Genomic DNA, 22742 nt, shown 5'->3' with positions numbered 1-22742 from the left:
TCAGGCTCAAAGCATGACTGAAGCGGTACAGGCAAGGGACGCGTCGGCCGGACTGGCCCACGCGTCCTTTGCCGAGCTCACGGCCAAGCGCCGTGGCCGGTTCCGGCGGTATCTCTACCAGCATCCCCGCGTGATGGATGCCGTGGTCGCCGGAAGCTACATCCTGCTGGTGGCCCCCACCGTGGCGGACGCCGTCATGAAGGGCGCCTGGCTGGCGGCTGCCCTCCTGGGTGCCGTGGCGGGAGCGCTGTTTTTCCGGCGTACCCATTCGGTGGCAGTGGCCGCGTTTGTAGCGGTGATGGAGGTCGCGGTCACACTCCTGCACCCGTGGGGCTCCAACGTCTCGGCCGGGCTGTGGTTCTCGCTGTACGCCGTGGCGGTGGTGCACACGCGCCGGTTCGCCCTGGTGGCCATGGCCGCGGCAACCGCACCGCTTGCCCTCCTGTACCTCCTGGCCGCCGTGGGCCCCATGGAGAATTCCTTCCTCCACGTTGAGGCCAATAATCCCGGCGACTTCCACCTCCTGACGAGCATCGCCACGGGCGCCACCATTGCCCTCTCCAACGTCATCGCCACCGGGATCGGCATTTCCGTGCGGCAGCGGCGGGAGCATGAGCAGGAAATCGCGGCGTGGGCGGCGCGGACCGCCAGCCTGGCTTCGGTCACCGAACGGAACCGGATCGCCCGCGAGATGCACGACGTCGTGGCCCACTCCCTGACGGTGATGGTCAGCCTCTCCGACGGTGCCGCCGTCGTGGTCCGGAAAAGTCCCGACCGCGCCGGCGAGGTGCTCGGCGAACTGTCGCGGACCGGCCGGACCGCACTGGCGGACATGCGCCGTGTCCTGGGTGTCCTCCGGGACGACGCCGGAACCATGCCGCTGCAGCCCCTCGCATCCGGCGACAGCCTGGCGAAGCTCCTGGAAGGCTTCCGCACCGCCGGCCTGCCCCTCCACTATTCCCACACAGGGCCCGCGCTGCCCAACGACCCAGCGTTCCAGCTGACCGTGTACCGGATTGTGCAGGAGTCGCTGACCAACGTGCTCCGCTACGGCCGGTCCCTGGGGCGGGTGGATGTGAGCATCGTCCGCGACGGTTCCGCCGTGACCATTGAAGTGCTCGACGACGGCGCAGGGGTTGGGGGGCCGGGCACCGCCGACGGAGGCGGTCCGGGTTCCGGGCACCAGGGTCCGGTCGGAACCGGGACGGGCCAGGGCCTGGCGGGCATGGCGGAACGGGCACGCATCTACGCCGGCACCGTGGAGGCCGGGCGGAGCGGCCGCGGCTGGCGCGTGCGGGCCGTCCTGAGCTGGCCGGGCGACGACACTCCGGAATCCCGCCACGTTCCCCAACTGCAAGGCAGAGCATGACTGAGACCCAAACGATCACCGTCCTGCTGGTGGATGACCAGCCGTTACTGCGAATGGGGTTCCGCCTCATCCTGGAAGGGGAGGATGACCTCAGCATTGTGGGGGAAGCGTCCGACGGCGCCGAAGCGGTCCGGCAGGTGCGGGACCTCGCGCCTGACGTGGTGCTGATGGACGTCCGGATGCCGGTGCTGGACGGTATCGAGGCGACCCGTGCCATCACTGCCGCCGGGGCGTCCGCACGGGTCATCATCCTCACCACCTTCGATGTGGATGAATACGCGTTCGCCGGGCTCCAGGCGGGGGCCTCCGCGTTCCTGCTCAAGGATGTGGCGCCGGCGGAGCTGATCCAGGCCGTCCGGGTGGTGGCCAGCGGGGATGCCGTGGTGGCCCCGCGGGTGACCCAGCGGCTGCTCGAGACATACGTCCGGGGCGCTGCGAGGCCCGCCGCCTCCACGCCCCGCGATCCTTTGCTGGAAGAACTGACCCCGCGCGAAACCGAGATGCTCGAAGCAATGGCTGAGGGCCTGTCCAACGCTGAGATTGCGCACCGGTATTTCCTGTCGGAAGCCACCGTGAAGACCCACGTCCGCCGGATCCTCACGAAACTCCACCTGCGGGACCGTGTGCAGGCCGTGGTTTACGCCTACGAGACCGGCCTGGTGGTCCCGAGCAACCCTGACTACTGACTCGGCTGTTTAACTCGCGCGCGGCCGGCCGAGGCACAGCGTCCGCACAGCCCCGCCCTATGCAATCGACAGGGGCGGCAGGTTGGATAGAACCATGAGCAACCACGTTCCCCACCCCAACCATGACCGCGGCCTCGAGTTTGACCTCTCCACCCTCATGAGCCGGCGGTCGCTCGGAATGTTTTTCGGCGCCGGCGGCGCGGCAGCGGCGCTGGCCGCGTGCACGCCAGGAGGGTCGGGAAGCGGCGGGTCGGGCACCACAGCCGGCACACCGACGTCGACCGTCACCGGAAGTGCTACCGCATCCGCCGCAGCCAGCACGACGGCGTCGCCCACCGCGTCCCCGACGCTCACCCGCGCGATCGCCGAGTGCGGCGTGGAGATTCCGGAGGAGACGGCGGGTCCGTTCCCTGGCGACGGATCGAACGGGCCCAACGTCCTGGCCGCCTCCGGGGTGGTGCGGCAGGACATCACCGCAAGTTTCGGCACCGGCAGCGCCAAAGCCGGGGGCGTGCCGCTGACCTTCACCCTGACCCTGCTGGACAACGCCAACGGCTGTGTTCCGCTGGCCGGGGCCGCCGTCTACGCCTGGCATTGTGACCGCGAGGGACGGTATTCGCTCTACGATTCAGGACTGTCCAACGAAAACTACCTCCGCGGAGTGCAGGAAGCCGACGCCAACGGCCAGGTCACTTTCATCTCCATCTTCCCGGGCGCCTATTCCGGACGCTGGCCGCACATCCACTTCGAAGTGTTCGAGTCCATGAGCAACGCCACCGCGGCCGGACAGGTGCTCGCGGTGTCACAGATCGCACTGACCAAGGCCGCCTGCGACGACGTCTACGCCACGCCGGGATACGAGGACAGCGTCGCCAACATGAAGCGGACCACGCTGCAGAATGACAACGTCTTCCGGGACGACGGCGGGATCTACCAGCTCGCCACGATGACTGGCTCCGCCACCACGGGCTACACGGCTGGACTGAACGTCACGCTGTAGGCGGGCACGCTGTGGTTGCAGGCTGCGGGGTTCGCCGGCGGACGCGGCGTTAGACTCGGAACCATGCCTTCACCTTCCGCCGCCGCAGACCACATCCAGGACCTCGGCGCGTACGTCAGCGCATCGCCGTCGAGCTTCCACGCCGTCCACGAAGCGGCACGCCGGCTCGACGAAGCGGGGTTCACCGGCCTGGATGAGCGGGAGCCCTGGACCGGCGGGGCAGGCGCCTTCTACCTGGTCCGCGACGGTGCGCTGATCGCCTGGGTGATACCGGAGAACGCGGGGCCCACCACCGGGTTCAACATCCTGGGGGCGCACACGGATTCGCCGTCCTTCAAGCTCAAGCCCAAGCCCACCACGGGTGCGTTGGGCTGGCTGCAGGCCGGCGTCGAAATCTACGGCGGCCCGCTCCTGAACTCCTGGCTGGACCGCGAGCTGCAGCTGGCCGGCCGGCTTGTCATGCTGGACGGAACCGAGCACCTCACGGCCACCGGCCCCATGCTCCGCTTTCCGCAGCTGGCCATCCACCTGGACCGCGCCGTGAACGACGGCCTCACGCTGGACAAGCAGCGGCACATGAACCCTGTGTGGGGCCTGGGCAACCCGGCCGATTTCGACCTGCTGGCTGTTCTGGCGTCCCATGTGCCGGGCGGAACTGCGGTGCACGCTGCGGAGATCGGCGGGTACGACGTCGTTATTGCGGACACGCAGCCGCCGGCGGTTTTCGGGGCCGGCAGTGAGTTCTTCGCGTCCGGGCGGCTGGATAACCTTTCCGCGACGCATGCCGGGCTGGCGGCGCTGATCGCGCACGCTGCTGCTGCCTCTTCCGACGGCGGGGGATCCGACGGCGTCACGGGCGCGGGTGCGCCGATCGCCGTCCTGGCAGCCTTCGACCACGAGGAAATCGGCTCCAACTCCCGATCGGGAGCCTGCGGGCCCATCCTCGAAGACGTGCTGGTGCGGATCTCCGACGGCCTCGGCGCCACGGTGAGCCAGCGGCGGCAGGCGCTGGCGGCGTCGTTCTGCGTTTCCGCTGATGCGGGCCACGCCGTCCACCCCAACTACCCCGAACGGCACGATCCGGCCAACCACCCCGTCCTGAACGGCGGCCCGCTGCTGAAGATCAACGCCAACCAGCGGTATGCCACCGATGCCACCGGCGCCGCTTTCTGGGCACGGCTCTGCGGTGAGGCCGGTGTGCCTTACCAGGAATTTGTGTCCAACAACGTGATGCCCTGCGGCTCCACCATCGGGCCGCTGACCGCCACGCGCCTGGGAATCCGCACGGTCGACGTCGGAGTGCCGCTGCTCTCCATGCACTCCGCGCGCGAACTCTGCGGTGTGGAGGACCCGTACCGGCTTGCCACGGTAACTGAGCTGTTTTTCCGGACTGCGGCGTAGGCTCCTGCCGGGTTACCGGCTCCGTGGCCCCCGACCGGGGCAACCTCAGCGACCCTGCCCGTAACGGGAGGGTTCGTGGTCAATTCCGCGGGCCGGGACGCCGACCCAGGTTTCGCCGTCAGGCACGTTGCTGAGGACCGCAGCACCCATGCCCACGGTCGCGTAGGCTCCCACCGATGTCCCTTCGCGGACACTGGAATTCATCCCCAGGTAGGCTGACCGGCCAATCCGGACTCCGCCGCCCAGCGATACCCCGGCGTCGAACGTCGCGAAGTCCGCCACGTCGTCGTCGTGCGTGAACGTTACGGACGGCATCGCCACCACATGTGAGCCGAGCGTGACGGAGGCTGTCAGCGTCACATTGCGCATGAGGATGCTGCCCCGGCCAATCCGGCACCCCTCCGGGCACTCCACAGACGGATCTATCGCAGTCGCGTACCGCGCCTCGTGGAGTCCCAGGGCCGTGAGCCGCTCCACCACTTTTTCACGTGATTTGCCGGAGTTGAGACAGACCAGGACGAAGGCGTGCAAGTAGGCGGGGGCGTCGTCGATGGTTCCGAGGACCGGCGCACCGTCCACGGTTAGTCCTGCCATTTCCTTGTCATCATCAAGCAGCCCTACGACGTCGTATTGACCGCTGCTCCGCACCATCGCCAAGACTTCCCGGGCCAGCCCGCTGGCGGCAATCAGGATAAGTTCACTCACCTGCCACTCCAGTCGCCGGCGGTCTGGATAGTGTTGATAATGCGCTTGATGCTGACCGTATCCAGCTCGTGAAACATCGGAAGGATGACTGTGCTGTCAGTCAGCCGTTCTGTGTGCTGCAGCCGCGCGCCGCCGGTGTCACGCCAACGGTAAGCCGGTTGCCGGTGGGCCGCCATGATGCCACGGGTGGCCGAGATGCCGGCGTCGGAAAGACGGGAGAGCAGCCCTTCGCGGCTGGTGGCGAAACCGGGCAGGACCTCAACCCAGAAGGACTGGAAGTTGGTGGTGCCGTAGGGCGGGTCTGCCACCAGGCGCAGGCCCTTCAGTCCGGTCAGTCCGGCAGCATACATCGCGGCGATCTCGCGTCGCCGGGACACCACCTGCGCAAGCCGGCGCAGCTGTACGACCCCCACCGCGGCCTGCAGGTCCGTCATCAGATAGTTGAATCCGATCTCCAGATAGACATCCGGGCGGGGCTTGACCGACTCGTGCCCGTCGGTCGGGGTGGGGCCTTTGGAATGCTCCCGGAGCATACGGGCCCGCGCCGCCCAATCCGCCCGGTGTGTGGTGAGCATGCCCCCCTCACCTGTGGTGATGACGTTGTTGGAGTGGAAAGACCAGACGGTCAGGTCCGCGCCGCTGCCGACAGGCCGGCCCTTGTAAAGGGAACCAACAGCGGCCGCGGCATCCTCGATCACGGTGATCTCGTGGCGGTCACAGAGTTCCCGGATGGGATCAAGGTCCACCGGCACGCCGCACTGGTCAACAACAAGGACGGCACGGGTATCCAGTGTGAGCGCCGCATGAATGGTCTCGGCCGTGACGTTACCCGTGGCCGGATCGACGTCGCAGAACACCGGCCGCGCGCCTACGTAGGTTACTGCGTTGGCGGTGGCTATGAAGGACAGCGACGGAACCACCACGTCGTCACCCGGACCTATGCCCGCAGCCACGAGCGCAAGGTGAAGCGCAGCCGTGCAACTGGATGTTGCAATGGCATAGCGCAAGTCCTGCGCGGCACTGAAACCGGCCTCGAACTCCTTGACCTTGGGCCCCTTCCCTACGTGGCCGGAGGCAACCACTTCGGCCAGGGCCGTGGCTTCCTCATCCCCGAACCACGGCTTCACGAGGCTGATCCGGGCAAGGACGATCTCCGCCGTCATGGGGCACCAACTTTCTTGGTCGCGGTCATCTCGTGTGCTGAAAAGGTGGTCCTCAATTGGCCCTTCTTACGGGAAAGTCCTGGGCTGAGTGGATGGAAAAATGGTGGGAGTTTCGTTGGCGGTCACAGAAGAGGCAGGACGTACGGTTCCCGGGTGGCGGCCATCTTCCCGGATGCCAAGGCGGACAGTTGTGCGCGGGACTCCACGCCGAGCTTGCGGTAGATGCTGGTGAGGCGAACTTCCACAGTCCGGACGGAGACGAAGAGAGTGCCCGCAATTTCCTTGTTTCGCATGCCACGGGCAACCATCTGGGCAAGAGAGCGTTCGTGGTCGGTGAGCATCAGCATGGCCGGATTCGCAGGCACACCGGCAGGCCTGATCCGTTCGTCGAGAAGGAGGGAATCGACGCGCTGTGTCCAGGCATCAGCCCCGCATTCATCGAACAGGACCTTCGCCTGCAACAGGCCCTCCCGGCCTTCACCGAGCCGTCCGAAGGCGCTGAGCCGTTCCGCGTAGCAGAGCAGGGTCCTGGCGCGCTCAAGCAGCGACTCCTGGGAGCCGCTGCTCTCCAGTGCCGCGTTGAACAGCCGCAGCGACTCCTCCCCGTCGGACAGCATGGCGCGGCTGCGCGCCGTAGCTGTCATCAGCCACGATGATCGTCGCCCTATGGAACGGCTCTCCAGCCGGCCAAAGACCCGGATGGCTTCGCTGTGCCGCCCGAGCCGGATGAGAACCTCCACCAGGTCAGCTTCGCTGCGGAGAAGCGTGGGGTTGGCGAAGACGGTGCCGATCTCGGCCGCCCGTGACAACTGGGCGAAAGCCTCGGCCAGGTCGCCGCGCATCAATGCGAACTGCCCTTGGCAGGCGGCCAACTGAGCCGTGACGGCAGGATGGCTGGCCTCGCTCACGAAATGCTGGGCCTCGGCAAAAAACCTCTGGGCAAGGGCCTCATCGCCCAGTGAATGGGCGCGCCACACCCGGAAGATGTGCCGCATCCCCCGGTGGTACTTTGTTTCGGGGTCGGAATGCTCCAGGCGGTCGATGAGCAGGATGGCCCGCCGGACGTTTCCCGCCCTGATTTCGTTGTCCACGGCAAAGTGCGCGGCGGTTTGTCGCCAATTGAGGTCGACGGCCTCACCGGAGCTCCGCACGATCGCGTGCGCCTCATGGGCCGCGCCATGGTGCTCGGCGTAGGTGAGAGCGCGGCCCTCCACCAGTACGGTGGCCAGCGTGGTGCCGGCGGCTTCCCTGGTGCGTGGAAGATGTACGGATTTACCCCGGATCGCGTCAACGAGCCGGGCGGCGCAGTCTGCCATGGCAAGGCAGTCGCTGGACGCGGCGTCCCGGAATTCCTGCACGTGCTGCAGCAGCGTGAGGGCATCGTCCAGCTCCCAACGCTCGGCGTAATACAGGGAACCGACAGCCAGTAGTCTGGCCGAATACGCGGGATCATGCTGCCCGAACTCTTTCACCAGGCGCAGGACCATGCTGGGTCTCACGGAGGTGCCCTGCATGAACTGGAGCTCAAAGCCGAGTCCGGCCAGGCGCAGAACCAGGGCCGGGTTGCATGTCACCCGTTGTGCCCATTCCAGGTACCGCCTGGCGAAGACGAATTCCCCCCTGTTGAACAGGAGTTCGGCCGCAGTGGCCAGCCGGACCGCGGACTCCGCCCCGCAGGGGCCGACAGTGAGCGCACGCTCGATGTACTCCAAGGCAAACGGGACTTCGCCGGTGCGGATCAGGTCAACCGCGAACCGGAGGAGTCCTAAAGGCGTCTCGCGCTCCGGCGCGCTGAAGCTCTGGTGCCATCGCTGGGCATAAGGGTCGTCGGCCCCCGCCGCTTCTGCGAGTGTGCGGTGCCCGGCGGTCCGGGCGGCGGGCGGCATAGCGGAATAAACGTAGCCCCGCAGCAGCTGGTCCGGAATCCTCACGTGGGGCCCGGACTGGCTGGCCAGGCCGTTTCCCAGCAGCTCATCCAGGCCTGGCCAAAGCTCGCCACAGACCTTTTCCAAAGTGGCGATGTCGCTCCGGCGGGAGAGAGACAGGAGGTTCAGTACCTGCCGCGCTGCCGCACCAAGCGATCCCACTGCAGTGGCATATTCGGAGTCAAAACTGCTTCTGCAGGCCAGGGGAATAGGGAAGGCCCACGTTCCCTCCGCTTGCCGTTCCAGCAGGCCGGTGTAGAGCTCGACGGCGGCGGCCAGGTTTCCCTGGCTGGCTGCTGCTACCGCATGGATCGCCGCTGTCGCGGTCTGCCTGGCCGGAAAAGACTCAAGCATGCGGACGGTGTCCTTGTAGTCCAGGGCCGAGAGGTGCAGGGCGGGGATGCTGTGGAACGGGCTGCCCGGCCCTTGCTCTCGCACACTGGTGAACAGGGCAATGTCCGTTCCGGCCAAGCGGCGCGAGAGGAATCCGAGGACGGCCTGAGTGCTCGCATCCAGCTGGTCGGCATCATCAACCACAATGACGGTCCGTCCAGATGAGCGCTTGTGGAGTCCGTCGAGCAGCATGGTGGAAACGGTGGAAACATTCATGTCCGCCGTCGAGGTGCGCAACAGTTGGTCTGTAAACCGGCTCAGGATGGGATCATCGATACCGTTGAGAAGCGCTGTGAGACCGGAAAATGGCCAGTCGGCCTCAGCCGCGTTTGCCTGCAGAAAGACGGTCCGATAGTCGGACAGGCGCGGGATCTGGGACAGCAGCGCTGATTTGCCCGCTCCCCGCCGAGCCACAATCGACAGGGCGGACTCCTTGGAAGCTCCGATCACTGACCGGATCCGGTCCAACTCGCTGGTCCGACCTGTCAAGTACATGGGTCCCCGTTCATCGATGAAGGAGACCTGTTCTTCTAGCGTGGCGGATCAAATACAACCGTGCCCCTGCGGCCACGTGAATGACCGTTCGAGCAAACGCTGTACGCGTCACCGCGTTCAGTACGGTACCCAGCCGATGGGTGCAAATATAGCCGCCACGCCTGCCCTGCACCAGCGAAATTGAGCCCTTCCGGTACTCACTTTTCGGCCCCCGCAGCACTTGCTTGCGGCCGGTGTACGGAGGCGGTTCCCGGCCCCCACGGTCCCCGGAACAATGGCCGGGGACCGCCTGAGTGATGTCCCTGGAGACTACTCAGTGTTATCCACATAGGAGATTCCCCGGCTTCCGGGCCGGATAAGCGCGGCATAGCCTCGAGTCAAGCGCGAATCGCCTATCCGGTCCAAATGCACTAAGATATTGAAGTCTGTGCTGCGCCCTGCCTTCGTTCCGTTGGCCGGGCATGCATGGCATCGCAAATGAACCTCCTGTTACGGAAATGCCGTAACCGCTTAGCCCAAAGGAGGTGGGTTCACATATGCGTCCTTACGAATTGATGGTAATCATCGACCCCGAGGTCGAAGAGCGTACCGTTGAGCCGTCGCTTCAGAAGTTCCTGAATGTCATCACCAACGATGGTGGAACCATCGAAAAGGTTGACATCTGGGGCCGTCGTCGACTGGCTTACGAAATCAAGAAGAAGTCCGAAGGTATCTACGCCGTGGTGAACTTCACCGCCAAGCCGGAAACCGCCAAGGAACTTGACCGCCAGCTGTCTCTTAACGAGACCATCATGCGCACCAAGATCACCCGCCCCGAAGAGCAGAAGGTTGTTGCTGAGTAATTTCAGCTCCGATTTTCATTCTTCACCCCGCAGGATCGAATTCTTCACCCAGGATCGAACAAGGAGGCAGTAGATGGCAGGCGAGACCACCATTACGGTCATCGGTAACCTCACCAATGACCCGGAATTGCGGTTCACACCGTCAGGTTCGGCAGTAGCGAACTTCACCATCGCTTCCACCCCACGCACCTTTGACCGCCAGTCCAATGAGTGGAAGGACGGGGAAACCCTGTTCCTCCGCGCAGCGGTATGGCGGGAAGCAGCCGAGAACGTCGCCGAATCCCTCACCAAGGGCATGCGCGTTATCGTTTCCGGCCGCTTGAAGAGCCGTTCCTACGAAACAAAAGAAGGCGAAAAGCGCACCGTTATCGAGCTCGAAGTCGATGAAATCGGCCCGAGCCTGCGCTATGCCAATGCCAAGGTCAACCGCACCCAGCGCTCCGGCGGTCAGGGTGGTCAGGGTGGCTTCGGCGGCGGCAACAGCGGCGGTGGCTTCGGAGGCGGCAACTCTGGTGGAAACCAGGGCGGCAACTCCGGCGGAGGCTTCGGTGGCGGCAACCAGCAGGCTGCACAGGAGGATCCCTGGGCAACGCCCGGTGTCTCCAACGCAGGCGGCTGGGGCAACGGCCCCGATTCCGAACCTCCCTTCTAAACCACCAAATTAAGGCCCGACGCCGGGACCGCCGAAGATGCCGCAAGGCACCAGGTGACTGCCGCCGTCGGACCACCACCATCCCGTGGATCAACATCCACGGGCTCCATAGAATAGGAGCTCCACGATGGCTAAGGCTGAACTCCGTAAGCCCAAACCAAAGTCCAACCCCTTGAAGGCCGCTGACATCACTGTCATCGACTACAAGGACGTAGCATTGCTGCGCAAGTTCATCTCCGACCGCGGAAAGATCCGCGCCCGTCGCGTCACTGGCGTCACGGTGCAGGAACAGCGCAAGATCGCCCAGGCAATCAAGAACGCCCGCGAAGTTGCTCTGCTGCCTTACTCCGGCGCTGGCCGCGGCTAAGGAAGGGATTAACTAACATGGCAAAGCTCATTCTGACCCACGAAGTAACCGGTCTCGGTGCTGCTGGCGACGTTGTCGAGGTCAAGGACGGTTACGCACGTAACTACCTGCTGCCCCGCAACTTCGCTCTGACCTGGTCGAAGGGTGGCGAGAAGCAGGTTGAGTCCATCAAGACTGCCCGTGCCGCCCGCGAGCACGCTTCCCTGGAAGATGCTCAGAAGCAGGCCGCTGCACTCTCCGCGAAGCCGGTCAAGCTCGTCGTCAAGGCTGGCGAGACCGGACGCCTGTTCGGCACGGTCAAGCAGGCCGACGTAGCCGACGCTGTTGAGGCCGCTGGCCTTGGCAAGATCGACAAGCGCAAGGTTGAACTGCCGGCACACATCAAGTCGGTTGGTTCCTACCAGGCCAACGTCCGCCTCCACGCTGACGTTGCCGCTGTGATCGAACTCAACGTAGTAGCAGGCAAGTAGTCTTCACGGCTACGCAGTCCTGAACTGCACGAAAACCCCCGTTGCCGGATTCCGGCGGCGGGGGTTTTCTGTTTCTTCTTTGCTGTGTTTGGGACGGGATGTCACGGACTTTGGAGGACCGTGGTCACATGCCGGAAGCCTGCCCTGATCAGCTCGGCCAGTACGGCTTCGTCGACGTCCTCCAGCTTGTTCACGTACAGGCATCCTGCGCCGGTCTTATGCTTTCCGAGCCGGGGCAGCAGGTCCGCAGCCTCGGGCCCGTAGGTCAGCCCGTAGAGCGAGAGGCTGGCCTTCCGGGGCGAAAAGCCCACCGCGGCCGCGTCCCCTTCCCTGCCGCTCCCGTACTTGTAGTGGTACTGCCCGAAGCCCACGATGGTAGGGCCCCACATCTCGGGCTCTTCGCCGGTGATGTCCCGCATCAGCTTAAGCAGCCGCAGCCCGTCACGGTGCCTGACCGGGTGTTCCACTGCGGCCAGGAATTCCTCCACTGACGCGCCGGTTGCCTGGGTCTTGTTTTCAGCCATGACGGAAGTCTGGCAGAGCCAACGCCGCTTGTCAGTCGCGCCGCCCCGGTGGCTCGTCCCACCCAGGTGATAGCCTGCGGCGGTGACCCGGAACCTTGCCCCTGCCCGCCGCCGTCGTCCGTTCACCCAGGTGGACGTGTTCACGGACGAGCCGTACCGCGGCAACCCCCTCGCGGTGGTTGCCGATGCCGAAGACCTCAGCACGGAACAGATGCAGCAGTTTGCCAACTGGACCAACCTGTCGGAGACCACCTTCCTCCTGCCGCCCACCCACCCCGATGCCGACTACCGCGTCCGCATCTTCACCGCCCACGAGGAGTTCCCGTTCGCTGGCCATCCCACCCTGGGGTCGGCGCATGTCTGGCTGGAGGGGGGCGGTGTCCCGAAGCGTGAGGGCGTCCTGGTCCAGGAATGTGCGGCAGGCCTGGTCCGGGTGAAGCGCGACGGCGGGCAGCTGGCTTTCGCAGCGCCGCCCCTGACGCGCTCCGGGCCCGTGGCCGAGGCGGACCTGGCACGCATCGCGGCGGGCCTGCGCGTGCCCCGGCAGGCGCTGCTGGACGCCTCCTGGCTGGTCAACGGGCCCGGCTGGATCGGCGTACTGCTGGCGTCCGCCGCGCAGGTGCTAGCCATCAGACCGGATCTTGCCGCCATGGGGGACCTAAAGGTTGGTGTGATCGGTCCCCACGATGCTGACGCTGAGGCTGACTTCGAGGTGCGGACCTTCATCCCGGGTGACGCCGCGGCCGAGGACCCCGTCACGGGCAGCTTCAACGCCGGCGCAGCGCAGTGGCTGATCGGCAGCCGCCGTGCGCCGTCGTCGTACACCGCAGCGCAGGGCACCATGCTGGGCCGGGCGGGACGCGTCCGGGTAGAGGCCGTGGACGGCGACATCTGGGTAGGCGGCAGGTCCACCACCTGCATCAGCGGAGATGTGCTGCTCTAGCCCCGTGGATGAATCCCGGAATAAATGCGGAAGCAGCCCTGTTACCTCAGTACATGCAAACACATGTAGTATGAAACTGTACCGATCTGAGGAGTCCATGGTGGAAACCCGCCGCATCACCGTATTGTCCGCCGGCCTGGGCGTCCCGTCCTCGAGCAGGCTGCTCGCCGACCAGCTCGCCGCTGCCGCAGAGCACCAGCTTGCCGACGCCGGCTATCAGGTGCGCGTGGACGTCGTCGAACTCCGGGACCTCGCCGTGGACATCGCAAACAACTTCGTGACCGGCTACGCCGGCCCGCGGCTGGCTGACGTCATATCCGGCGTGGAGGCATCCGATGGCATCATCGCCGTCACCCCGGTGTTCAGTGCGTCCTACAGCGGCCTCTTCAAATCCTTTATCGACGTCCTGGACCCGAAGTCCCTGGAAGGCAAGGCTGTCCTGCTGGGCGCCACCGGCGGCACGGACCGCCACCAGATGGTGCTGGACTTCGCCATGCGTCCGCTGTTCACATACCTGCGAACGCGGATCGCCGCGACCGCCGTTTTCGCCGGCCCCCAGGATTGGGGAAACACGGACGACGGCGGCTCGCCCCTTTCGGAAAGGGTGCAGCGGGCAGCGGCAGAGTTCGCCGCGCTCCTGGAGGGTGCGCAGCCCGGCCGGAAGCCTGCCGTGGCGGAGTCCCTGCCGTTTGAACAGCTCCTCGCCGGCATCTCGGGCGCACGGTCCTGAAATAGCGCTTCCCGAACTAATCGGGGCTCCCGGTCGTTGACCGGGACATGAAATGTCCTGTGGATTCAATTGACCTGATCATGAGCGAACGCAGCGGCGTGGAGATCGATTATTGCCCGCAGTGCCGCGGCGTCTGGCTGGACCGCGGTGAGCTGGACAAGATCATCGACCGCGCCAACGAGGCAATGGGCGGCAGCGCTTCAACCCCACCCCGCACTGCGGCCGCGGCCCCGGCTCCTGTTCCGCCGCCCTTGTATCCGAACTTTGAACCGCGCCGCGAGCAGCCGCGGTACGACCAGCCCCGCCATGACGACCGGAAATATGATGACCGGAAATACGGCAAACAGGGCTATGACCGCGATTATGACCGGCGGCGTCCCAAGAAGAAGGAAGGCTGGCTGGGCGACCTGTTCGACTTCTGACCGCCCGGAGCTGCTAATCGTCCAGGAGGGCGATGAACTCCCGGGCCTGCTTAAGCGAAATATCTGAGTGCTTGGTCAGGGCAGTCGCCGCACCCTCGACGTCGCCACTGCGCGCCAGCGTCCGGATCCGTCCGTAGATCTCATCGTTGAGCATGTTGCTGCTGACCTCACGCGTCACATCGCCCTTGCTGGCGATGGCACGGTAGCGGTACGGGAACCGCTGGGGCGTGTCGTCGTCGTCCGGCTCCACGTCTGCGGGTGCGGCGTCCGGGCTCCGGTAAGGCTGCGGGTGGGCGGCCAGGGCGCCCACGGCGTCCCTGGCGGCCCGAAGTCCGTCCCCTGTGGACTCGTAGTAGAACTTGATGGCAGCCATGGCCTGCCCCTGCGCGATCAGGGCGTACAGCCTGCGGTGCTGGTCCTCACTGAGCTTGCCGGCTGCCACCCGGGCCAGCTCAGCCGCGTCCGGAGCAGGGGCGGCTCCCGCCTGGTGCGCCGTGGCCTGACGTTTGCTGAACGCACGGGCTGCCAGTGCTACTCCGGCGGCCACGACCGCAAGGATGATGACGGGGATCACGAGCGATTCCATTTCTAAAGCCGATCTATGTACTTCTTGGCGGTGGCCAGGTCTGTGTGGGTTGCTTGGCGCAGGAGTTTTATGGCTTGGATTTTGTGCCCGTCCCGCGCCATCGTCTGCAGCTGCATCGCAAGCTGCGGATTCAGCTGCCCGCCCGGGAGTGCGGAAAATCCGTACATGCCGTTGTGCGGCCCAGCCTGTCCGTGTTGTGCGGCGCGGGCGTGGGCTTCCTGCTGGGACTGCTGTTGCTCGTTCTGGCTTGGCCGCGTACTGGCTTCGAGGCGGGCGCGCACTGCCGTAGCCACCCGCACCTGCTCGGCGTAGTGTTCAGCGGAGCGCCTGGCGAGGTCCTGCTGGTACTTTTCAGCATCCGAGGTCCCGGAATCGCGTGGCCTTAGCGCTGTTGCGAGCGTCCACAGAACTGCCACCAGGATTCCGGCCGGCAGTAGCACCATCAGTATGTCGCCCATGCTTAGAGCTTATGCCAGATGGGCGTTATCCACAGCACATTTACCCGCGTTCCATACAGTGCTTTGGCCGCACGGTCAAAACCTCAGCAGCTGGTGTGAGGTTCATCATCAGGCCTGCACGGACCACGCTCCAAGGCCTCTCAATACGCCCCCGTATCAACAGCGTCCCGCTGCAAGCTGTGGATGAAGGTTTCACATAAAAAAATCCCGTCCACATACCAGAAGGACGTTTGCGCAGGTCAGACCTCTGTCTCACGTCAAAGTTTTTTTGTATCCACAGGGTCATGCACAGGCTGTGCACAAGCTACGCCGTGTAGTGCACAGGTTATCCACAGGCTGCGGTGACTGCTGGCTTGGAGGCTGGGGCGGGGACGGCTACCGTTGCGGAATACCTGTTTTTGGGGAGCGAGGGAACGCCGCCGCCGACGGGTGGGACCACCGCGCAGGCCTTGGTTCTTGGCACTGCCGGCATCTTCTGTGGATAACTTGTGGATAGTGGGGATAACTCCCGCGCGCGCCGCGCTGACCCGTTCAGCCCGGCCGGTCCTGGTTGTCAGTGGCCACTGGTAGACCTTAATGTACGCCGCTCTGTGGAAGCTCCACAGGACGGTCCCCGGCAGGATAAATGGCTTACCCGCCGCGTCAGCGGCACAACGGAGGACGGCAGCTTTGTCAGTAACGCACCTGGACTCGCTCGAGGGCACCCGCAGTTCGGAAGGCAGCCGAAAACCTCCGCAGGATATTCCGGCGGAACAGTCCGTCCTCGGCGGCATGATGCTGTCAAAGGACGCCATCGCCGATGTTGTGGAAATCCTCCGCGGCCAGGATTTCTACCGTCCCGCACACGAGACCATCTATGAAGCCATCCTCGATCTCTATGGCCGAGGTGAGCCGGCGGACGCCGTGACCGTCTCAGATGAACTGACCAAGCGGGCGGAAATCAACAGGATCGGTGGCCCCGCCTACCTTCACGAGCTCATCCAGACGGTTCCGACGGCCGCCAACGCCGGCTACTACGCCGAGATTGTGGCCGAGCGTGCCGTCCTGCGCCGCCTGGTCAACGCCGGTACCAAGATCGTCCAGCTGGGCTACGGTTCCGACGGCGAAGTGGAGGACCTGGTCAACCAGGCGCAGGCCGAGGTCTACGCCGTGGCTGAGCGGCGCACCGCCGAGGATTATGTGCTCCTCAAGGACGTCATGGAATCCACGGTGGACGAGATCGAAGCGTCCGGACACCGGGAGGAAGGCATGACCGGGGTGCCCACGGGATTCTATGAGCTGGATGAGCTCACCCACGGGCTCCACCCGGGTCAGATGATTGTCATCGCAGCCCGCCCGGCCGTTGGCAAGTCCACGTTTGCCTTGGATTTCGCCCGCTCGGCGGCGATCAAGAACAACCTGGCCACTGTGATGTTCTCGCTCGAAATGGGCCGGAACGAAATTGCGATGCGCCTCCTGTCCGCCGAGGCGACCATCGGCCTCCAGGACCTTCGCAAAGGCACCATCAAGGACGAGCAGTGGTCCAAGATCGCCACCACCATGGGCCGGATGAATGATGCCCCGCTGTTCATCGATGACAGCCCCAACATGTCGCTCATGGAGATCAGGGCCAAATGCCGGCGCCTCAAACAGCAGCATGACCTCAAGCTGGTCATCCTGGACTACCTGCAGCTCATGAGCTCCGGCAAGAAAGTGGAGTCGCGCCAGCAGGAAGTTTCCGAGTTCTCCCGCGCGCTCAAGCTCCTGGCCAAGGAGCTCCAGGTCCCGGTCATTGCCCTGTCGCAGCTGAACCGTGGCTCCGAGCAGCGCCAGGACAAGCGGCCCATGGTCTCCGACCTTCGCGAGTCCGGCTCCATCGAGCAGGACGCGGACATGGTCATCCTGCTGCACCGCGAGGATGTGTACGACAAGGAGTCGCCGCGAGCCGGTGAAGCGGACATCCTGATCGCCAAGCACCGTAACGGCCCCACGAAGGACATCGTGGTCGCATTCCAGGGCCACTACTCGCGGTTCGCCAACATGGCGGCCGACGCCGGCGGCGGAGGTTTCTAAGCGGCCCTCGGGGGCTGAGCCGGCCGGCTCAGCCCTGCTGCAGCAGGTGGTTGGGCAGCCGGTTCCCCGGCGCGGTCCCGCGGATCTCCAGCAGTTCGCGCGCATGGGCGTGCAGGCGTTTGTCCTCGTCCGTCACCGGCACCCAGGTTGGGACGGGCACTGAGTTGCCGTCGGCGTCGCGTGCCACCATTACGGTGAGGCAATACGTGGTGAGGTTCAGTTCCCTGCCCCTGGGGTCCCCGGAGCGGACGTGTACGGCAATGTGCATGCCTTTGGTCCCGGTGTAGACCAGCCTGGCTTCGACTTCCACCACGTGGCCGATCAGCAATGGCCGGTAGAAGCGGACGCCGCCGGAAAATACCGCGACGGTGTCCTTCCCGCAGTAACGTGACGCGCACACATAGGCCGCCTCGTCGATCCACTTCATCACGATGCCGCCGTGCACTTTCCCGCCCCAGTTCACGTCCGTAGGGGCGGCCATAAACCGCAGCGTCACTCGTTCGGCCGTCCCGGCGTCGGTATATTCCTGGGCGCTCATGGCTTCGACGATCTGCTCGCGGATCCTGATCCGCGCCAAGGCATGGTCGCGCTCTTCAATTTCGGCCGGAGTCACCGGTTCGAACTGCCTCACCGGCACGGGTTTGCCGTCGTCGCCCACCGCCACAAAGATCACCATGCACTGGCTGCGCATCGTGGCCCCGCCGCCTTTCGGATCACCGGATGACACAACGGTGCGGATATGCATCGAGGAGCGTCCCGTGTAGACGATGGTGGCTTCCACCTCCACCATGTCGCCAATGTTCACCGGGTCCGCGAAGTGGATGTTGCCCACGTAAGCCGTCACGCAATATGACTTGGCCCAGCCCACGGCGGCGGCGTACGCAGCCTTGTCCACCCACTCGAGGACAGTGCCCGCATCAACAGAGCCGCTGTGGCCCACATCCATGGGCGCTGCCAGGAATCGGAGGGTCACGGAATTGGCGGCGGTCTCAGTCATGCTGCGATCTTACTGAGGGAAAAGGGTTACTTAGCGGTAACGCCGATTTGCTACGCTAATGATAATCACTATCATTAAGCCATGCTGATAACTCCTCCTTCCCATAGCCGGGCCCACCGCCCGGCACTCCTCCTGCCGGCCTTGCTCGCCGTGACAGCTTTGGCCCTGGCCGGTTGCGGCACGGGTGCCCCCGGATCCGGGGCGGCCCAGGCGTCCGCCTCTGCCACCGGCAGTGAAGAAGCCGTCGAGGCCAAGGAGACGCCCGGCCGCGCGCCGCGCCTTGTCCTGACCCACGACGAAGGCATCTCCGTCCTGGACGCCAAGACGCTCGAAGCCGTGGGGGAGCTGCCCTTGGCCGGCTTCAACAGGGTGAGCCCCGCCGGCGACGGCCGCCATGTCCTGGTGGCCACCGGGGATGCCTTCCGGATCCTCGACGCGGGCGTATGGACGGAAGCCCACGGAGACCATGGACATTCCTATGCCGGTGAACCGCGGATGAGGGACCGGGCCTTCGATGCCAGCAAGGCGGGCCATGTGGTTAACCACGCTGATCAGACAGTCCTGTTCAGTGACGGCTCGGGCAGGGTCGATATCTTTGACCCCGCCGCACTGACGGACGGCCTGGCCGCCGGCCTGCCTTCCACAAGCACGTACATCACACCGGAAGCCCACCATGGCGTGGCCATCGGGCTGCAGGGCGGCGAGTTGCTGGTTACGCTGGGCAACGCCGAGGGCCGCTCCGGCATGGCGCTGCTGGGTGCCCCGGCGGCCGGCGACGGACAGGACCGCGCCGAGCTCCTGCGGAACGAGGACTGCCCCGGCGTCCATGGCGAGGCGGTGGCTGGCGCGGACACGGTGGTGGTGGGCTGCGAGGACGGCATGCTGGTCTATCGCGCCGGGGTCTTTACCAAGGTGGCAAGTCCGGATGCTTACGGCCGGATGGGTAACCAGGCCGGCAGTGCTGCCTCCCCGGTGATCCTGGGGGACTACAAGGTGGACCGGGATGCCGAGCTCGAGCGGCCCACCCGGGTTTCATTGGTCAACACTGACACCGGCGAGCTCAAGCTGGTGGATCTTGGCGTCAGCTACTCCTTCCGCTCACTGGGCCGCGGTCCGGCAGGGGAGGCGCTGGTGCTGGGAACGGACGGCGCCCTGCATGTTATTGACCCGCTCACGGGCGCAGTCACTGCCAAAATCCCCGTAGTGGGAGCCTGGGAGGAGCCTGAGGTCTGGCAGGACCCGCGGCCTACGCTGTTTGTCCTGGGTTCGCGGGCCTATGTCACCGAACCGGCTACCTCCAGCATCCACGCCGTGGACCTGAAGACGGGCAAGGTGGTCAAAAGCGCTGAGCAGACGCACGCGCCGAACGAAATGACCGGCGTCACGGGCTGACCGTTCCCTCTCCCCATCGACGCTCTCTCACTTAATGTGCTTAAACGCGGAACGCTCTCTCACTTTCTTCAAGAAAGTGAGAGAGCGTTGCCGGTTTTCCCGCAGTAAGTGAGAGAGCGTCTGAGGGGGATTGGGTTAGGCGAGTACTGCCAGGTTGTTGTTCATGCGGCCGAAGAGGGCGCGGTCCACGGAAACGCGTCCGGCGCCGGTCAGGGCGAGGGCCAGGGCGGCTGCGCCGAGGAGCAGGACAAGCTCGTATCCGCCCTTGTCGGCAAAGACGCCGGCTGCGGCGTGCACCAGGAAGAGCGCGCCGATCATGTTGACGGCCAGCAGGGCGGCGACAACGCGGGTGAGCACGCCCAGGATGAGGGCGATGCCGCCGACGAGTTCGAGGCCTGCCACCAGCGGTGCGGTCAGGTTGGCAGCGGGCACGCCCATCTGGGTGAAGGCGGCCTGGGTGCCGGCGATGGTCCATTCGTTGAACTTCTGGAACCCGTGGGCGGCGAAGAGGAAGCCAAGGGCAACGCGGAGGATGGTCAGGGCGGCGGTGGTGAGGCGTGACTGGTTCATGCTTCAAGTGTCCCGTGGAATTGGTTGAAGTGTCAACTAATTATGATGTTTTGTGTCCTTTGTCATGAAGCGGGGAGTCATGAAGTCTGTGGCGTAACGCCGGGCGCGGATGCCGGTGGACCCCGTTAGGCTGGCCCTGTGCCGCACCAATCCGCCCCCGCCGTAGAACGTCCCGCCAGCAATACCCGCGACATTCTGCGCCTGGCTGTGCCGGCTTTCGGCGCGCTGATCGCCGAACCGCTCTTCCTGCTGGCGGATTCTGCCATTGTGGGGCACCTGGGCGTTGCCCAGCTGGCAGGAGTGGGGCTCGCCTCCGCCGTGCTGCACACCGCCGTCGGCCTGATGGTCTTCCTGGCTTACTCCACGACTCCCGCAGTGGCCCGCGCCATGGGCCACGGCCAGTTGGGCAAGGCCCTCGCTGCAGGGCGCGACGGCGTCTGGCTGGCGCTGCTGCTGGGGCTTGTCCTTGCGGTGGCCGGGTTCTGGGCCGCCGAACCGCTGGTGACCCTGATGGGTGCCGAGGGCGACGTGCGTGCCTTCGCGGTGGACTATCTCCGCTGGTCAATGCCCGGGCTGGTGGCCATGCTGCTGATTTTTGCCGGCACGGGTGTCCTTCGCGGCCTGCAGGACACCAGGACGCCGCTGGTGGTGGCCACGGCCGGCTTCACCCTGAATATTCTGCTCAATCTGTGGCTGGTCTACGGCCTGGGCTGGTCGGTGGCCGGCTCGGCGATCGGCACCAGCGTGGCGCAATGGGCCATGGCTGCTGTCTATCTGGTCATGGTTCAGCGGAATGCCGTCCGGCACGGAGTGAGCCTGCTGCCAAGCTGGAGGGGAATCCGGACCATGACGCGCGTCGGGTCATGGCTGATGCTCCGCACGCTGAGCCTGCGCATCGCGATCCTGGCCACGGTTCTTGTTGTCACCGGCCAGGGGGCCGTGAACCTGGCCGCGCACCAGCTGGCCATGACCATTTTCTCCTTTCTTGCCTTTGCCCTCGATGCCCTGGCAATCGCCGCGCAGGCCTTGATCGGCAAGGAACTGGGGGCATCCCACCCCGCCAAGGCGCGGCTCCTGACCCGGACGATGATCCGCTGGGGCCTCGGATTCGGGGTGGTTACCGGGGCACTGCTCGCCATTGCTGCGCCGTGGGCGGGGGCGCTGTTCACGTCCGACGCCGGTGTCCGGTCGGCCCTGATGTATGCGGTGTGGATCCTGGCGGCGGGCCAGCCGCTGGCCGGGTACGTTTTTGTCCTCGACGGCGTGCTGATCGGAGCCGGCGACGCCAGGTACCTGGCGCTGGCCGGCGTGGCCAACCTTGCCGTGTACGCCCCGCTGCTGGCGGCCGTGGCAGCCTCGGGAGTATCCGGAACCGCAGGGCTTGGGTGGCTGTGGGCCGCCTTCGCCGTGGCCTACATGGCTGCCCGCGCCGTGACGCTTGGGCTCCGCGCCCGGACGGACCGCTGGATGGTGCTGGGTTCGCCATAGCATCCGCGGCCACTAAACTGGACCGGTGAACCCACCACTGACACCCGCAAACACAGCCGCCGGCACCGCCCAGCGGGCTGATCTGTGGAAGCCGGTACTGCTCCGTGCCCTGGCTGCACTCGCCTTCGGAGCCGTAACGATTTTCTGGCCCGCGCCGTCCATCCAGGTCATGGGCTGGGCCGGCGGCCTGTACCTGCTGGCCACCGGGCTTGTTTTGCTGTGGGGTATCCCCTTGGCGGGCTTTCCGCGGGACGGAATGCCGGGCAAGATCCTTTCCGCGGCCGGGGCCGGACTGACGGGTGCGGGCGCTGCGCTGGTCCTGCTGCATGGAGACATGGTCTTCGGAACAGTGGCGACCGTGGGCCTCGCGCTACTGGGAGCGGTGGAGCTTTACTGCGGTATCCGGTACCGGGGCCGGCACCTGCTGGCCCGCGATTGGCTGGCATCGGGCACCATTGGCCTCGGCACGGCGGCCATTCTCCCCTTTTTCATCAGCCTGGGAGCCCATGCGCTGCTCGGCGTCGCCGGCGGCGGGGCCATCATCTCCGGTGTGCTGTGGGTCCTGTCGGGGCTGACGCTGCGGCACGATGCCCGGACTGCCTCCGCGAAGCCGTAAACTAGAAGCAAACGTTTCTACCCTGCGTAGAAAACCCGGGCGGACAACCGCACACATTCAAACCAGCAGGCCCATCCGGCCCGGCTGATAGGAGAGGAATTATCGTGGCAGACCAGAAACCAGGCAAACCGCGCAAGCTGCGGACCTCGGTGAAGGGGCCGCTGATGTTCTCCGCGTTCTGGGCCGTCCTCACCTTCGGTTCAGTGCTGATTTTCGCCTCCGGCGGCAGTTCCCGTGCCCCCCGGTTCGATCTTGCCTTCACCGGCGCCGGCATCGCGTTTATCGTCACGCTGGTGATCGCGGCCATGCTCTCGATGAGCCACAAGGAAAACGCCGAGTACCTGGGCAAGGGCTCCGGAGTGAACCTCAGCTCGGCCAAGAAGCCGTCCCACGGGTTCGGTGGCCACGGCCAGCCGGGCAGCACTTCGGGTGCCTCCGACGCTGACGGCCCGGGCAACCCGTAGCCGCTGACGGTCCGGGCAACCCGGTCCGGGCC

The 22742-nt window shown here is 65.5% G+C and carries 24 protein-coding genes; 16 read left to right on the top strand and 8 right to left on the bottom strand.

The window, feature by feature from the left end:
* Window positions 1-13 precede the first annotated feature (13 nt).
* The 4 genes from IDT60_RS20025 (at window position 14) to IDT60_RS20010 (ending at window position 4456) form a co-directional block, all read left to right on the top strand.
* A complete protein-coding gene (locus tag IDT60_RS20025; protein WP_191080378.1) occupies window positions 14-1369 on the top strand; it encodes a sensor histidine kinase in 1356 nt (451 codons plus the stop codon).
* On the top strand, window positions 1366-2055 hold the full coding sequence (locus IDT60_RS20020; RefSeq protein WP_191080377.1) for a response regulator transcription factor: 690 nt from the start codon (window positions 1366-1368) through the stop codon (window positions 2053-2055). The genes IDT60_RS20025 and IDT60_RS20020 overlap by 4 nt, the downstream gene beginning before the upstream one ends.
* A 94-nt stretch (window positions 2056-2149) precedes the next feature.
* On the top strand, window positions 2150-3055 hold the full coding sequence (locus IDT60_RS20015) for an intradiol ring-cleavage dioxygenase (protein ID WP_191080376.1): 906 nt from the start codon (window positions 2150-2152) through the stop codon (window positions 3053-3055).
* Between the two features lie 63 nt (window positions 3056-3118).
* The gene (locus tag IDT60_RS20010; protein WP_191080375.1) at window positions 3119-4456 is read left to right on the top strand and encodes a M18 family aminopeptidase; all 1338 of its coding nucleotides are present in this window, start codon (window positions 3119-3121) and stop codon (window positions 4454-4456) included.
* 45 nt (window positions 4457-4501) lie between these two features.
* On the opposite strand, the gene IDT60_RS20005 is transcribed toward IDT60_RS20010, so the two are convergent.
* From IDT60_RS20005 to IDT60_RS19995, 3 genes are all read right to left on the bottom strand, one after another.
* The gene (locus IDT60_RS20005; protein ID WP_164203844.1) at window positions 4502-5161 is read right to left on the bottom strand and encodes an acetyltransferase; all 660 of its coding nucleotides are present in this window, start codon (window positions 5159-5161) and stop codon (window positions 4502-4504) included.
* Entirely contained in the window at window positions 5158-6324 is a 1167-nt protein-coding gene (locus tag IDT60_RS20000) for a DegT/DnrJ/EryC1/StrS aminotransferase family protein (RefSeq protein WP_191080374.1), read from the bottom strand. The genes IDT60_RS20005 and IDT60_RS20000 overlap by 4 nt, the downstream gene beginning before the upstream one ends.
* Window positions 6325-6446: 122 nt before the next feature.
* Complete coding sequence (locus tag IDT60_RS19995) at window positions 6447-9137, bottom strand: LuxR family transcriptional regulator (protein WP_191080373.1); 2691 nt, start codon at window positions 9135-9137, stop codon at window positions 6447-6449.
* A gap of 536 nt (window positions 9138-9673) precedes the next feature.
* Between IDT60_RS19995 and rpsF the strand changes: the two genes are divergently transcribed.
* The 4 genes from rpsF to rplI all read left to right on the top strand — a co-directional run bounded on the left by rpsF (window position 9674) and on the right by rplI (window position 11468).
* Window positions 9674-9979 (top strand): 30S ribosomal protein S6, encoded by a 306-nt coding sequence (gene rpsF / locus IDT60_RS19990; RefSeq protein WP_013602900.1) that lies wholly within the window; start codon window positions 9674-9676, stop codon window positions 9977-9979.
* A gap of 73 nt (window positions 9980-10052) precedes the next feature.
* A complete protein-coding gene (locus IDT60_RS19985; RefSeq protein WP_131132000.1) occupies window positions 10053-10631 on the top strand; it encodes a single-stranded DNA-binding protein in 579 nt (192 codons plus the stop codon).
* 127 nt (window positions 10632-10758) lie between these two features.
* Window positions 10759-10998 carry a 30S ribosomal protein S18 gene (gene rpsR / locus IDT60_RS19980; RefSeq protein ID WP_003800144.1) on the top strand — a complete coding sequence of 80 codons (240 nt, stop codon included), beginning with the start codon at window positions 10759-10761 and terminating at the stop codon, window positions 10996-10998.
* Window positions 10999-11015: 17 nt separating this feature from the next.
* Window positions 11016-11468: a 50S ribosomal protein L9 gene (gene rplI / locus IDT60_RS19975; RefSeq protein WP_056341694.1), complete on the top strand. Its 453-nt coding sequence runs from the start codon at window positions 11016-11018 to the stop codon at window positions 11466-11468.
* Window positions 11469-11569: 101 nt separating this feature from the next.
* Here the strand turns inward: rplI and IDT60_RS19970 are convergent, their stop codons facing one another.
* On the bottom strand, window positions 11570-11992 hold the full coding sequence (locus IDT60_RS19970) for a DUF1801 domain-containing protein (protein ID WP_191080372.1): 423 nt from the start codon (window positions 11990-11992) through the stop codon (window positions 11570-11572).
* An 82-nt stretch (window positions 11993-12074) separates the two neighbouring features.
* On the opposite strand from IDT60_RS19970, the gene IDT60_RS19965 reads away from it, so the two are divergent.
* The 3 genes from IDT60_RS19965 (at window position 12075) to IDT60_RS19955 (ending at window position 14087) form a co-directional block, all read left to right on the top strand.
* Complete coding sequence (locus IDT60_RS19965; RefSeq protein ID WP_191080371.1) at window positions 12075-12935, top strand: PhzF family phenazine biosynthesis protein; 861 nt, start codon at window positions 12075-12077, stop codon at window positions 12933-12935.
* Between the two features lie 100 nt (window positions 12936-13035).
* Entirely contained in the window at window positions 13036-13665 is a 630-nt protein-coding gene (locus IDT60_RS19960; protein ID WP_191082043.1) for a CE1759 family FMN reductase, read from the top strand.
* A 47-nt stretch (window positions 13666-13712) separates the two neighbouring features.
* Window positions 13713-14087, top strand: a complete 375-nt coding sequence (locus tag IDT60_RS19955; RefSeq protein WP_164203853.1) for a zf-TFIIB domain-containing protein — start codon at window positions 13713-13715, stop codon at window positions 14085-14087.
* A gap of 13 nt (window positions 14088-14100) precedes the next feature.
* Here the strand turns inward: IDT60_RS19955 and IDT60_RS19950 are convergent, their stop codons facing one another.
* Both IDT60_RS19950 and IDT60_RS19945 read right to left on the bottom strand, forming a co-directional pair.
* Window positions 14101-14673: a hypothetical protein gene (locus IDT60_RS19950; RefSeq protein WP_164203855.1), complete on the bottom strand. Its 573-nt coding sequence runs from the start codon at window positions 14671-14673 to the stop codon at window positions 14101-14103.
* A gap of 2 nt (window positions 14674-14675) precedes the next feature.
* Window positions 14676-15131: a hypothetical protein gene (locus IDT60_RS19945; protein ID WP_164203857.1), complete on the bottom strand. Its 456-nt coding sequence runs from the start codon at window positions 15129-15131 to the stop codon at window positions 14676-14678.
* Between the two features lie 669 nt (window positions 15132-15800).
* On the opposite strand from IDT60_RS19945, the gene dnaB reads away from it, so the two are divergent.
* Window positions 15801-17183 (top strand): replicative DNA helicase, encoded by a 1383-nt coding sequence (gene dnaB, locus IDT60_RS19940; protein WP_164203859.1) that lies wholly within the window; start codon window positions 15801-15803, stop codon window positions 17181-17183.
* Window positions 17184-17211: 28 nt separating this feature from the next.
* On the opposite strand, the gene IDT60_RS19935 is transcribed toward dnaB, so the two are convergent.
* Window positions 17212-18180, bottom strand: a complete 969-nt coding sequence (locus IDT60_RS19935; RefSeq protein WP_191080370.1) for an acyl-CoA thioesterase — start codon at window positions 18178-18180, stop codon at window positions 17212-17214.
* An 81-nt stretch (window positions 18181-18261) separates the two neighbouring features.
* Between IDT60_RS19935 and aztD the strand changes: the two genes are divergently transcribed.
* Window positions 18262-19572 carry a zinc metallochaperone AztD gene (gene aztD, locus IDT60_RS19930; protein WP_191080369.1) on the top strand — a complete coding sequence of 437 codons (1311 nt, stop codon included), beginning with the start codon at window positions 18262-18264 and terminating at the stop codon, window positions 19570-19572.
* 135 nt (window positions 19573-19707) lie between these two features.
* Here the strand turns inward: aztD and IDT60_RS19925 are convergent, their stop codons facing one another.
* Window positions 19708-20142, bottom strand: coding sequence for a DoxX family protein (locus tag IDT60_RS19925; RefSeq protein ID WP_191080368.1), 435 nt, complete (start codon window positions 20140-20142; stop codon window positions 19708-19710).
* 138 nt (window positions 20143-20280) lie between these two features.
* On the opposite strand from IDT60_RS19925, the gene IDT60_RS19920 reads away from it, so the two are divergent.
* The 3 genes from IDT60_RS19920 to IDT60_RS19910 all read left to right on the top strand — a co-directional run bounded on the left by IDT60_RS19920 (window position 20281) and on the right by IDT60_RS19910 (window position 22710).
* Window positions 20281-21630: an MATE family efflux transporter gene (locus IDT60_RS19920; protein ID WP_223883823.1), complete on the top strand. Its 1350-nt coding sequence runs from the start codon at window positions 20281-20283 to the stop codon at window positions 21628-21630.
* A 25-nt stretch (window positions 21631-21655) separates the two neighbouring features.
* The gene (locus tag IDT60_RS19915) at window positions 21656-22246 is read left to right on the top strand and encodes a hypothetical protein (protein ID WP_191080367.1); all 591 of its coding nucleotides are present in this window, start codon (window positions 21656-21658) and stop codon (window positions 22244-22246) included.
* Between the two features lie 104 nt (window positions 22247-22350).
* Window positions 22351-22710, top strand: a complete 360-nt coding sequence (locus IDT60_RS19910) for a hypothetical protein (RefSeq protein WP_191080366.1) — start codon at window positions 22351-22353, stop codon at window positions 22708-22710.
* Window positions 22711-22742 lie beyond the last annotated feature (32 nt).

Source organism: Pseudarthrobacter sp. BIM B-2242 (assembly GCF_014764445.1).
In the GTDB taxonomy this organism is placed as follows: Bacteria; Actinomycetota; Actinomycetes; order Actinomycetales; family Micrococcaceae; genus Arthrobacter; species Arthrobacter luteus_A.
Note: the sequence above shows the minus strand (reverse complement) of the source record. Positions and strands in the feature narration are given on the sequence as shown.